Here is a 12,154-nt window from a genome sequence, read left to right on the forward strand (position 1 = left end):
GGATGGCCACACGCGCACCAAAGAAGCGATTGCCGGATATGCTGCTGGAGCAGAATCTGGTTACGCGCGAGCAGCTGCAGGAGTGTATCAACCTGCACCGGCAGACCGGACAGAGCCTGCCCAGCCTGCTGGTGGCGAACAACTACCTCTCCGAGGAAGACCTGGTCATCACCCTGAGCGAGCAGCTCGGCATTCCCCATATCCGCGTCGCCCACTACTCCATCCCCAAGGAAGTCCTCTCCGAAGTCCCCGAAACCCTCGCGCGGCAGTACCAGATGCTGCCCGTCAGCGTCACCGGCGATGTCTTGACCCTCGCCATGGCCGACCCCCTTAACATTATGGCGCTCGACGACCTCCGCATGCTCACCAGCTACGAGATCGAGCCCGTCGTCGCCGTCGCCTCCGAGCTGGCTGCCGCTATCAACAAGCATTACGGCGGCGGCAAGGCCGAAGACCTCTACGAATCCCTCGTCGGCAGGGAAGAGCGTGACGCGGACGTCGAGGAACTCAAGGCGGCGGACGAAATCGAGGACGTCTCCAAGCTTGAAGCCGGCGCCGAGGACGAGCCCGTCAAGAAGCTCGCCCGCCTCATCCTTTTCAACGCCCTCGAGCGCGGCGCCAGCGATATTCACATCGAGCCCTTCGAGAAAATCATCCGCATCCGCTACCGTGTCGACGGCACCCTCGAAGAGGCCAAGGCCCCGCCCAAGAGCCTCCAGCCCAATATCACCGCGCGCTTCAAAATCCTCTGCGGCTGCCGCATCGACGAACACCGCCTCCCGCAGGACGGGCGCTTCCGGATCCGCTACAACGGCCGCGAGATCGACTTCCGTGTCGGTTTTCTCCCCTGTAAATACGGCGAGAAAATCGTGCTCCGTGTGCTCGACCAGGGATCCCTCACCCTCGACCTCGACCAGATGGGCTTCGAGCCCCAGCCCATGAGCGCCTTCAAGGAGGCCCTCAAGCTCCCGCACGGCATGATCCTCCTAACCGGCCCCACCGGCAGCGGTAAAACCACCACGCTCTACAGCGCCCTGCACAAGCTCAACTCGCCCGCCGAAAACGTCGTCACCGTCGAGGACCCCATCGAATACGACCTCTTCGGCGTCAACCAGGTCCAGGTCCAATCCACCATCGGGTTCACCTTCGCCGCGGCACTCCGCCAGATCCTCCGCCAGGACCCGGATACCGTGATGGTTGGCGAAATTCGAGACGGCGAAACGGCGGACGTGGCCGTGAAAGCGGCCCTCACCGGCCACCTCGTGCTCAGCACCCTTCACACCAACGACGCCGCCGGCGTCTTCCCGCGCCTCACCGACATGGGCATCGAGCCCTTCCTCGTGCAGTCTTCCGTCGCCCTGGCCGCCGCCCAGCGCCTCTTCAAGCGCGTCTGCACCGACTGCAAGGAGCCGATCAACGTGCCCGAAGAAGTGCTCGACCGCATCCAGTGGCGCGGCTTCGACTACCTCGAGCGCGTTCAGTTCGTCCGGGGCCGCGGGTGCAGCCGGTGCAAGGAAAGCGGATACCGCGGTCGCGTCGCCGTCATCGAAGTCCTCCTCAACTGGCCGGAGTTGCAGCCGCTCGTACTCGAGCGCGCCTCGGGCTACGCCATCAAGCAACAGGCCATCGCCTGCGGCATGCAGACATTGCGGCAAAACGGCCTCGCCAAAGCGGCGAAGAGCCTCAGCACGATCGAACAAGTGCTGGAACACTCGCCCGCGGACTAGATTCGCCCCGAGAGACCACGCGGAACGGAAGCAAAGGAGAAACGATGTCCACACCGAGCATCAAGGAATTGCTGACCAAGACCATTAAGGCGGGCGCGAGCGACCTGCACCTCGTGGTGGGCGCGCCGCCCATGATGCGCCTCCACGGCGGCCTCGAGCCCCTGGGGCGCTATGAGCGCCTCACCGCCGAAGAGACGCAGGAAATAATTTACAGCGTCATGAACGAAGACCAGATCGCCGAGTTCGAGTCCACGCGCGAGTGCGACATGTCCTTCGGCGTCGAGGGCCTCAGCCGCTTCCGTCTCAACGTCTACCGCGACCGCGGTTCCGTCGTCGCCGCATTCCGCGCCATCCCTTTCGAAATCCTCACCTTCGAACAGCTCGGCCTGCCCCGCGTCATCGCCGATTTCGCCTACAAACCCTTCGGCCTGGTCCTCGTGTGCGGCCCCACCGGCAGCGGTAAATCCACCACCCTCGCCTCAATCCTCGACAAGATCAACCGCGAGCGGAACACCCACATCATCACCATCGAAGACCCCATCGAATACCTGCACCGCCACAATCGAAGCGTGGTCAACCAGCGCGAAGTACACGCGGACACCAACTCCTTTGGAGATGCATTGAAGCGCGTCCTGCGACAGGATCCCGATGTCATTCTCATCGGCGAAATGCGCGACACCGAAACCATACAGGCCGCCCTGACCGTCGCGGAAACCGGCCACCTCGCCTTCGCCACCCTGCACACCAACGACGCCCTCCAGACCATGAACCGCATCATCGACGTGTTCCCCGCCGGCCAGCAGGCCCAGGTGCGCACGCAGCTCTCCTTCGTGCTCGAGGCCGTCGTCGTTCAGCAGCTCGTTCCCCGCGCCGATGGTATGGGCCGTGTCCTCGCCATGGAGATCATGCTCGCGAACCCGGCCATTCGCTCCCTGATCCGCGCCGAAAAACTCGAACAGATCCCCTCCATGATCGAAATCGGCAAGGGCGAAGGCATGCTCACCATGAACCAGTCCCTCTACCGGCTCGCCAAACGCGGCGTCATCACCACCGAAATGGCCTTCAAGCGCAGCGCCGACCCCGAAGGCCTACAGCACCTGATGGAAAAGGGAATGTAACCCGGCGGGCCCCGGCGCTATCATGAAGAAACTGCTCGAGTACCTCCACCCGACCTACGACGGGCCCGCAACCTGGCTCTGGTTCGTCGGAATCGCCCGCATCGGGATGGTCGTGGTCGTGGCGTTGGGCGCGGAGCTCGTCACCGGCGACAAAGAAGCCTTCCGCTACCTGCTGAACGGCATCTACATCGCCGCCCTCGCCAGCAGCCTCTGGTACCTCGTCGTCCTCCGCCGCGAGGGTTCCATACCCGCCATCCTCACCTGGACCCAGGTCTTCGTCGATTTCGGCGTCGTCGCCGCCACCATCAGCTTCACCGGCGGCCACGGCAGCGCCTTCACCTTCCTCCTCGTCATCGTCATCCTCGAGGCCGGCGTCCTCATGGGCCTCCTCCAGGGCTTCGTTTTCGCCACCGCCGCCTCCGCCTTCATGGTCTACCAGGCGCTGATCCAGGCCCCGCAGGCCAGCGACCCCCTCCTCCACTGGTACCAGTACCTCATCCAGGCGCTCGCCTTCTTCTTCACCGCCTTCATCAGCGGATACTGGAACCAGCGCGTCAGCCGCATGAAGCAATTCCAGCGCGAAATCCTCGACAACATGAACAGCGGCTTCCTCATCACCGACGAAAAAGGCGTCGTCATCGCCATGAACAAAGCCGCCTGCGGCATCCTCAATCTCGTCGAGGAAAACGTCGCCGGCCTTCACGTGGACGGAATCATGGTCCCCGAGTCCGGAGCCGAGTGCCCCGTTACCACCGCCCTCCGCCTGGAGAAGGACTTCACCAGCTACGAGTTCTACGCCCGAACCGGAGAAAGCGAAACCAAGCTCCTCGGTCTCACCACCAACCGCATCCGCGACGCCCACGAACACGTCACCGGCGTTATCGCCTCCTTTACCGACCTCACCGAAATGGCCCAGATGCGAAAAGAGCTCCAGAAACAGGACCGCATGGCCGTCATCGGCGAGCTCTCCGCCGGCCTCGCCCACGAAATTCGCAATCCCGTCGCCTCCATCCGCGGCAGCATGGACGAGCTCCAACGAAACATCGATAACCCCTCGCTCGTCGATCGCCTCGCGAGGATCGCCGTCCGCGAATCCGATCACCTCAACGAAATCGTCAGCGGCTTTCTCGACTTCGCCCGCGATCCCGGGCGGCGCTACGGCGTACTCGACGTGCGCGAAGTCGCCCGCGAAGTCGAGGAGCAGCTCAACCGCAAGTACGGCGGCGCCCCCGGGCTGACCGTTACCCTGCAAACGCCCGCCGATCCCTGCCTCGTCCTGGGTGACCGAACACAGATCTGGCAGGTCTTCACCAACCTCGGGCAAAACGCCATCGAAGCCATGGACGGCCAGGGCGCGCTCGCCATCATCGTGCTTCAAAACGAGACCCGCGGCCCCGTCGAAATTCGCTTCGACGACGAGGGCCCCGGAATCGCCCCCGACAAGATGGCCCGAATATTCGAGCCCTTCTACACCGAGAAGGAACGCGGGGTCGGCATGGGCCTCGCCATCTGCCTTCGCATTATCACCGCCCATGACGGTACCATACAGGCGGCGTCCCGCCCCGGCGGCGGCACGTCGATGCATGTCCGTCTGCCCCGCGCGCGCGAGGCCGCCAGCGGATCCGATTTCAACTGAGGAGTCCACAGCCGTGCCCGTAAAACACCGCATCCTCGTCGTCGACGATGAGCTGAGCATGCGCGAGCTGATGGTCATCGTGCTCCAGAACGACGGCTACGACGTGGACACCGCAAACGACGTCGCCAGCGCCGTCGCCCTCCTGGAAAAGACCCACTACGATGTCGTGCTCACCGACCTCTACATGGGGCACGACCGCAACGCCGGCATGGCCCTCCTCACCTGGCTCCAGGAAAACGCCCCCGGCACCCCCGCCATCATGATGACCGCCCACGGCTCCGTCGAAACCGCCATCGAAGCCATGAAGCGCGGCGCCGACGACTACATGATGAAGCCCTTCAAAAACGACGAAATCCGCATCCTCGTCGAGCGCGCCATCAAGAAGCGCAATCTCGTCCGCGAAAATGTCGCCCTCCGCCAGCAGCAGGCGCAGCAGGGCGACCTGGGCAACATGATCGGAAAGAGCCCCGCCTTCCAGAACGTGCTCTCCATGATCCGGCGCGTCGCCGCACTCCCCAGCACCGTCGCTGTGCACGGCGAAAGCGGCTCGGGCAAGGAACTCGTCGCCCGCGCCCTCCACAACCTCAGCAACCGCGCAAACAAGCCTTTCGTCGCCATAAACTGCGGCGGCATCCCGGAGAACCTCCTCGAAAGTGAGCTCTTCGGACACAAGCGCGGCTCCTTCACCGGCGCCACCGAAGACAAGGAAGGCCTCTTCGTCGTTGCCAACGGCGGCACCATCTTCCTCGACGAAATCGGCGAGATGCCCCTGATGCTCCAGGTTAAGCTCCTCCGCGTGCTCGACAACAACACCGTTACGCCCGTCGGAAGCACCACCGATATCAAAGTCGACGTGCGCGTTATCTCCGCCACCAACCGCGACCTCGAAAAAATGGCCGAGGAGGGAAGTTTCCGAAGCGACCTCTACTACCGCCTCAACGTCATCCCCCTCTACGTCCCGCCACTCCGCCAGCGCCGGGACGACATACCGCTGCTCTGCCGCCACTTCGTACAGGTCCACGCGCAAAACATGAACCGCGATCGCCTCGATATCAGCCCCGACGCCCAGAAGCTCCTCTGCGAATACAACTGGCCCGGGAACGTGCGCGAGCTCGGAAACGTCATGGAACGCGCCGTCGCACTCTGCGCCACCGACACCATCGGCCTCGACGACCTGCCCGAAAACCTGCGGAACTACACCCCGGAGCTGCGCTCGTCCGCCACCCGCGCCCAGGTGCCCGACGAGGGCATGGACATGGAAAAGCTCATCGCCGACCTCGAAGTCGAACTCCTCAAACAGGCCCTCGAAAAAAGCCGCTACTCCCAGAAGAAGGCCGCGAGCCTCCTGGGCCTCACACCCAGATCGCTCCGCTACCGCCTCCAGAAACACGGCCTAGAGGCCCAGTAGCCGCCAGCGCGCGCCCGCGGGGAGGAAATCACCATGCAAAACCACGCCCTCATCGCGAGCACCGAAGCCGTCGCCCGCGCCGTGGTCCCCATCCTCTCGGTCTTTCCCGACGCGCCCCGGAAGCTCATGATCTGCGGCACCGGCTTCTTCATTCACGAGCGCGGATGCCTCGCCACCGCCGCACACGTCGTCCGCCGCGAGCACAAATGGGCCCTCTACGAGGGAACCCTGCTCGAATGCGACGTCATGGTCGAGCAACTGACCATCAACCGGGAAAAAGACGACCCGCGCATGAAACACGCCTGGGACATCGGCGTACTGCAAGTGCAGGCCCCGCAAAAGACCTACCACCCGCTCCGCCTCTCCACAAAAACACACTTCCGCCGCGGCGAGCCTATCGCCCAGTACGGCTACTACGACCAGGGCGTAAGATACCAGGTCGGCGACCTCATCGGCCTCAACGGCCTGCTCACCACCGGCGTCGTCAGCGCCTCCACCAACATCCGAATCGGCCACCTCGAGCTGGGCAGCCGCCTCATCCTCGACATCAGCGCAGGCCCCGGAAGCAGCGGCAGCCCCGTATTCGACCCGGAAACAGCCGAAGTCATCGGCATGATCGTCTCCGGCAAGGAAAAACAGGTCCTCGGCCCCGGCGTCGACCCATCCGAAATGACCATCCAGCACATTCCCCTCGGCATCGCCTACTCCGACCCCATCATCCACCTCGGCATGTGGCTTCAGAAATTCGTCGGCGGATAACCCGAATCCACCCGCACCGCCATCCAACCTCCAGAACGTGGGATACGCGTCCCGCCTGTCCACCGCCGAAGGCGCGCCAGGATCGCGGACATTCCTCCGCGGCAGGACGAGCGCAAGACATTTCGCAATCGATGCGCACGTGAAGAGGCCCAGGCCCCCGATGGTTCCGCTTTCCTCCTGGGGGCGCCGGATTTCCATTCCAGACGAATTACGTGTCTTGTAATTCTTTAGCGGAATGAAGCTGGCTTGATTCCTCGACGACACAATCCCGCGCCGGAACGGAAGTGCGCTCCCAGCCTTGCGCGCTCTCGTCGTAGTATCGCGGCATTACAAGGATGGGCTGGCGCTACTTCATACGGCTAAAGTGTTACCGTGTCTACACGTCCCGAGCTCCCTTTGCCGCGGACACGAATGGGTGTCCGCGATCCTGTGGGGCCCGGCGTCAGGGTTCCGCGATCTCGGGGTTTTCCAGGGCGTGCCGGGCGAATTCGTATTCGTTGCTGTCTTCCGGGAAGACATCGAGCATTTTACGGTAGAGCAACCGCAGGCGCGGCTGGTCTTCGAGTTGCGTGTAGCACGCAATCAATTGGTGGTACACGCCGTTGACTCCGGGCCAGTCCGGATGGTTCTGAATGACCTGTTCGAAGTAGCCGGCCGCCGTGGCGTAATCCTGCTTCTTCTGCCGGTACAGGTTGCCCAGCGCGGCGAGGCGCGCGGGGGTTTCCTCCGAGGGGGCATCGGATTCGAGCGCGGCCCGGTGCTCGGCGATAACCGTATCGGTGTCGCGCGGGGCGTCGGTGTCGCCACCGCGGGCGGACTCGGCGGCCTTTGCCCGCTCAAACTCGGCCCGGAGGGCCTCCTGGCTGTCCGGCGCGGACCCGGGGCCGCCGGGCGGGGCCGCGTCCCGGGCGCTGCCCAGACGCCCGACAATCACGGCCACCGCGATTCCAAGGACAAGCAGGGGAATGTACCAGTTCTTTATCAGCCACGCCAGCACGGGGTTGTGCTCCTTGGGTTAATCGATGCCGAGCTCACGCCAGGCGACCTGCGACACGGCGAGGATCGGGTAGTTCCCGATCATGCCAATGGGCAGGTTGTCCGCGAGCGCGGGCACTTGATAGATGTTCGGCACGTTGGTTCCCATGTCGAAGTAATTGGAAACAAAGGTGCCCATGACATTGGTTTGTTTCTGCGATGTAATCTGGTTCTGCGCGTAAAAGGCGCCCATGATGTCCAACTGCGCCGTGGAACCGACCATCATGTTGTTGGAGGCCATAATGCCGATGATGTTGTTCACCGGGAAGCTGTTGGCGATGTTGGTCTTGTTGCCGTTGTTGCAGGTGATCAGGTTGGCGTCGATAGCCACATCGCCATAGACCAGGAAGGCCGCGCGCCCACTGTAGTTGATGGTGCGGTCATTGCCCTGGCCGGTAAAGGACAAATTGCCGTTAATCCGGATCTGGCCATTGATGCGGAGAACATCGGTCGCCGGATCGAAGTAGAGATAGTCGTGATCCGCGGGCGGCAGCGAGGCGGGGAGCGATCCGCTCAACGTTTCGCCGGTCGTTGCGTTCCAGTAGAACGACGAGCCTCGCGCATTGAGCACGATATTGCCATTGTAGATTCCGTCGTTGGGTATGTTCGGATCGGCGACGAGCACCTCGTTGAAGTAGTCCTCGTGCGTGTACCACGTGCCCGTGGCGGGGTTCTGGACTCTGGAGCCATCGTCGGGATCGCGCCAGTCGTCCGTGAGCAGGGGGAAGGGCACCTTGTCGCCCAGGTCGTACAGTTCGTCCCAGCCGTTGTCGCTGAACACATTCTTTGGGTCGCCGCGGTCGCCGTCATCCACCACGGAGTTTCCGGTCCAGCCGCGGTTTACATAGGTGCCGTCCATGGTCTCTTTGTAATCGTTGCCCGCGACATTGGGCTCGCCGATCTCGGAGTTGCCGGACATGCCGACCAGGCCCTCTTTCGCGCGCAGCTTCGCCTCCAGGGTGTACACGGCCTCGCCGTTGAAGAGCGTCTGCTTCAGCGGGGGCACGCGCGCGAACAGGTGGTTGGGGATCCCGGCGTAGTTGTTGTGTATCAGGCTGGTGCCGCTCAGGTCAATTGCCGCAAGCGCCAGCGCGCCGTTGAATAGGTTGTCGCCCAGAAGGTGAACGGACCCGTGAATGCTCACGTTGCCGTTGATGAGGCCGCCCGCCTGGCCGGACCCCGCGAAGATAGCGTTCTCCCAAACGTTTACGTTGCTCGCCTCGTAGACCACCTCGACACGGCGCGTGTTCGCGCCGTTGCGGGCCATCGCGTACACCGTAAACATGTCGTCTTCCGCCGTGCTGTCGATGATGCCGTCCCCGTTGTTGTCGCGGCCGTCCTCGGCCCAATGCACGGTGTAGGCGGCGAATTCGACGTCTTCCATCGACTGGAGCGTTTGCGGCTGGACGCCCTCGGCATCGAAATCGGGGAGCACGATGCGGTTGTTCTCGTCATAGACCGGCGTCCAGCCGTCCATGCCGATGATGCCGCTGTCTCCGGTTTCCAACTGCACCCGCGCCGCGCTCACGGCGGCCTCGACGCCCTGAAAGGCGGTCGTGTAGTCCTCGTACTGGCCCACCGCGGTCCGCTGCTGGAGCGAGCGCGACATGAGCGCGCCCACCACAACGATCCCGATGGCGATGAAAAACAGCGCCAGCATGAGGGCCATGCCACTTTCCGAATTGTTCTGTGTCTTTTGCGGTCGTACCATGGTTAATTCCTCGGGTTCACTAGTTCGGTGAACTCTTGCCGGATCACGTGGCCCCGGCGGGAATGGCCTTGTGTCCGTATGGTTATCAGTACGCCACCATTTTGACTTTCGACCCAGAACCCCGCCGTGTTCTCGGGCAATTCGGCCCCATCCGGCACGGGAGCCGGGCCGGGATCGGGAGACAGATTATTTGCGAGGACTGTAACCGCGTCCCCGTTTATCATGATCAGTTGCGTCGTGGTCAGGCCGTCCCCGTTCAGGTCGTCGGCGTCGCGCTGAACGGTGATCACCCCGCTCAATTCGAGGGCCCCGCCCACGTTTACCGCGCTGCCGTTGCCGTCGATATCCGCGGCCATGCGGAAGGACAGCACATCGCCCGGAAACTGCGCGGTGTTGACGCTCACCCGCTGGGCCTGGCGCAGGCGCGGCACGATCGCCAGCAGCGCGCGCCGCGCCTCATCGTTCGAGTTGATCTTGGAGTTCTGAATGCGCGCCGTGTCGCCAATTGTCAGCGAAAGTGTAAACAACACGCCCGTGACCGCCGTCAGGATGGCCATCGATATCATCAGTTCCAGCAGGGTAACGCCGGCCCGCCGTTTGTCGTGGAGGTTCTTCATATCAGCGCCCAATCGAAGTTGTAACGTACGACTTGTACACTTGCCCGTTTTCTCGTGTCCATAGCAGGGTGGCCTTCACTTCCACCGGATTGGGAAGATCCGGAAGCGGCCCGGTGATCTTGCCCGTCAGGGGGTCCGTCGCCAGGTTCATGGGCAGCGAGATTGACGCCCCGTCCGCGTCGAAACATTCGAGTTGAATCGTCCGGTCGGCGCCGGGATGCGCGGGCTTTTCCGGCGCGTAGGTCACCAGGTCGCTCAGCGGCATGCCCCGCATCGACTCCAATATGCTGGAGAGCTCCGTATTGGCGATTGCCCGCTCCTCGTTGACCCGGCCAATCACCAGGACGCTGATCATCGAACCGAAAATCAGCGACAGCGCCACCGCCAGGATCCCCATGGCGAAGGTAATTTCGATAAGACTGAGACCCGCATTGTCGGGCAGGCTTTGCTTTTTCATTTACGTCTCCTCCAACGCTGACACGCAAGTTCCAGGGAGGTCTAAGCACGAAGCGGGCCAATATGGATCGCAAGGGTGAATGTTTTGGATATATGGTTGGAAACAATGGGGTTAGGTAGACTTGGTTTCGTGTCCTTGTTTGGTGCAGGCAAACATGTTTGCGTAATAATACGCAGTTTGTGCGAATTTTTACGCTATCGACTCTCGAATCAATCGGCCCGACCTATTCCCAAACGCGCGGCTGCCGCCCGGCGCCGATGCCCGCGCGAAGTCCTCGAAAGGACGTTGGCTATTCCTCGTGTTCACTGGCGCGAGGCCCCTTCAATCCAAACTTCTCGATCTTATAGCGAACCTGATCGCGGGAGATCCCGAGCATTGCCCCGGTGCGGGTCTGGTTCCAGTCGGCGCGGTTGAGGGCCTGGCGGAGGAGGCTTTCCTCGGCTTCGGCGAGGGTGCATCCGCCGGCGGGCAGCAAAACCTTCTCGCCCAGGCTTTCGGGCGGCGTGTTGAAGTTGGCGCGTCCGAGGATGATATCGCTCGGTCCGACCCACGGGCCCTCGTTGAGGAGCACGGCGCGCTCGATTACGTTTCGCAATTCGCGGACATTGCCGGGCCAGGCGTACTGGTTGAGCTTTTCGAGGCCGGGCGGCGAGATGCCGAGAATGCCCTTTCGGAATTCGCGGTTGAACTGGCTGAGGAAGTGCCGCGCGAGCACGGTGACGTCCCCTTTGCGATCGCGCAGCGGCGGCATGGTGATGGGGACGACATTGAGCCGGTAGTACAGGTCCTCGCGGAAGGTCCGATCGCGGACCATCGTCTCCAGGTTGCGGTTGGTCGCGGCGATCAGGCGCATATCGACGTGAATGTCCGTGACACCGCCAATGCGCTTGAAGGATTTCTCCTCGAGTATGCGAAGCAGCTTGGCCTGAAGCGTGGGGGCCATGTCGCCAATCTCGTCGAGAAAGACCGTGCCCCGGTCGGCGAGCTCGATGAGGCCTTTCTTCCGGGCGGTTGCGCTGGTGAAGGCGCCGGCCTCGTAGCCGAAGAGCTCGGATTCCAGCAGCGACTCGGGCAGGGCCGTGCAGGTGATGTTCATGAAGGGGTAGGCGCCGCGCGAGGACTCGTAGTGTAGCGCGCGCGCGACCAGGTCCTTTCCGGTGCCGCTTTCGCCCAGGAGAAGGATCGTGGTGTTGGGCCCCTGGGCCACCTTCCGGATCAGGGATTTGACGTCCATGATCTGGGGGCTCTCGCCGATGATATTGTCGAGCCCGAATTGGGATCGTTTCTGGTCGAGCTCCGTGGAGAGGTTGCGCCGCATGACACTGCTCTCGTGCACGCGCTTGACGGTGATGCTCAGCTCATCGAGGTCGAAGGGCTTCGCCAGGTAGTCCGCAGCGCCATTCTTGATGGCGTCCACGGCCCCTTCCAGGCTGGAATAGGCCGTGATGATAATTGCGGCGGAATCGGGCTGGAGTTCGTGGAGTTCGCGGACGAGCGACATGCCGTCGGTGTCGGGCAGGCGCATGTCGAAGAGCGCGAGCTCGAAGTTCTCCTTCCGGAAATGCTGCCGGGCGACGTCCCCGGATTCCGCCTCGGTGACGGTGTATCCATCCTGCTCGAGGCGCTTGCGCAAGGACCAGCGAATCATTTTTTCGTCGTCAACGACGAGTATTGAACCCGGCACGC

10 protein-coding genes are annotated in these 12,154 nt (G+C 62.8%); 5 read left to right on the forward strand and 5 right to left on the reverse strand.

The annotated features are described in order from the left end of the window. The first annotated feature begins 2 nt into the window (after positions 1-2). From tadA to KF886_06160, 5 genes are read left to right on the forward strand one after another with little or no spacing between them, the layout of a single operon-like run. On the forward strand, positions 3-1,727 hold the full coding sequence (gene tadA / locus KF886_06140) for a Flp pilus assembly complex ATPase component TadA (GenBank protein MBX3176916.1): 1,725 nt from the start codon (positions 3-5) through the stop codon (positions 1,725-1,727). Positions 1,728-1,771: 44 nt separating this feature from the next. After that, positions 1,772-2,845, forward strand: a complete 1,074-nt coding sequence (locus tag KF886_06145) for a PilT/PilU family type 4a pilus ATPase (GenBank protein MBX3176917.1) — start codon at positions 1,772-1,774, stop codon at positions 2,843-2,845. A gap of 22 nt (positions 2,846-2,867) precedes the next feature. Next, complete coding sequence (locus tag KF886_06150) at positions 2,868-4,481, forward strand: PAS domain S-box protein (GenBank protein MBX3176918.1); 1,614 nt, start codon at positions 2,868-2,870, stop codon at positions 4,479-4,481. After that, positions 4,429-5,889, forward strand: a complete 1,461-nt coding sequence (locus tag KF886_06155) for a sigma-54-dependent Fis family transcriptional regulator (GenBank protein MBX3176919.1) — start codon at positions 4,429-4,431, stop codon at positions 5,887-5,889. The genes KF886_06150 and KF886_06155 overlap by 53 nt, the downstream gene beginning before the upstream one ends. 33 nt (positions 5,890-5,922) lie before the next feature. Further along, the gene (locus KF886_06160) at positions 5,923-6,648 is read left to right on the forward strand and encodes a trypsin-like peptidase domain-containing protein (GenBank protein ID MBX3176920.1); all 726 of its coding nucleotides are present in this window, start codon (positions 5,923-5,925) and stop codon (positions 6,646-6,648) included. Positions 6,649-7,090: 442 nt separating this feature from the next. Here the strand turns inward: KF886_06160 and KF886_06165 are convergent, their stop codons facing one another. The 5 genes from KF886_06165 to KF886_06185 all read right to left on the reverse strand — a co-directional run bounded on the left by KF886_06165 (position 7,091) and on the right by KF886_06185 (position 12,152). Continuing rightward, positions 7,091-7,645, reverse strand: a complete 555-nt coding sequence (locus KF886_06165; protein ID MBX3176921.1) for a hypothetical protein — start codon at positions 7,643-7,645, stop codon at positions 7,091-7,093. An 18-nt stretch (positions 7,646-7,663) separates the two neighbouring features. Next, the gene (locus tag KF886_06170) at positions 7,664-9,394 is read right to left on the reverse strand and encodes a hypothetical protein (protein ID MBX3176922.1); all 1,731 of its coding nucleotides are present in this window, start codon (positions 9,392-9,394) and stop codon (positions 7,664-7,666) included. A gap of 2 nt (positions 9,395-9,396) precedes the next feature. Then, positions 9,397-10,011, reverse strand: a complete 615-nt coding sequence (locus KF886_06175) for a prepilin-type N-terminal cleavage/methylation domain-containing protein (GenBank protein ID MBX3176923.1) — start codon at positions 10,009-10,011, stop codon at positions 9,397-9,399. Between the two features lies 1 nt (position 10,012). After that, positions 10,013-10,468, reverse strand: coding sequence for a hypothetical protein (locus tag KF886_06180; GenBank protein ID MBX3176924.1), 456 nt, complete (start codon positions 10,466-10,468; stop codon positions 10,013-10,015). Positions 10,469-10,757: 289 nt separating this feature from the next. After that, positions 10,758-12,152 (reverse strand): sigma-54-dependent Fis family transcriptional regulator, encoded by a 1,395-nt coding sequence (locus tag KF886_06185; protein ID MBX3176925.1) that lies wholly within the window; start codon positions 12,150-12,152, stop codon positions 10,758-10,760. Positions 12,153-12,154: the final 2 nt, after the last annotated feature.

The organism is Candidatus Hydrogenedentota bacterium (genome assembly GCA_019637335.1).
GTDB lineage: Bacteria > Hydrogenedentota > Hydrogenedentia > Hydrogenedentales > JAEUWI01 > JAEUWI01.

Coding starts and splice junctions, on each gene's coding strand:
- tadA (MBX3176916.1), top strand. CDS start 3: ATGGCCACACGCGCACCAAAGAAGCGATTGCCGGATATGCTGCTGGAG.
- KF886_06145 (MBX3176917.1), top strand. CDS start 1,772: ATGTCCACACCGAGCATCAAGGAATTGCTGACCAAGACCATTAAGGCG.
- KF886_06150 (MBX3176918.1), top strand. CDS start 2,868: ATGAAGAAACTGCTCGAGTACCTCCACCCGACCTACGACGGGCCCGCA.
- KF886_06155 (MBX3176919.1), top strand. CDS start 4,429: ATGTCCGTCTGCCCCGCGCGCGCGAGGCCGCCAGCGGATCCGATTTCA.
- KF886_06160 (MBX3176920.1), top strand. CDS start 5,923: ATGCAAAACCACGCCCTCATCGCGAGCACCGAAGCCGTCGCCCGCGCC.
- KF886_06170 (MBX3176922.1), bottom strand. CDS start 9,394: ATGGTACGACCGCAAAAGACACAGAACAATTCGGAAAGTGGCATGGCC.
- KF886_06175 (MBX3176923.1), bottom strand. CDS start 10,011: ATGAAGAACCTCCACGACAAACGGCGGGCCGGCGTTACCCTGCTGGAA.
- KF886_06180 (MBX3176924.1), bottom strand. CDS start 10,468: ATGAAAAAGCAAAGCCTGCCCGACAATGCGGGTCTCAGTCTTATCGAA.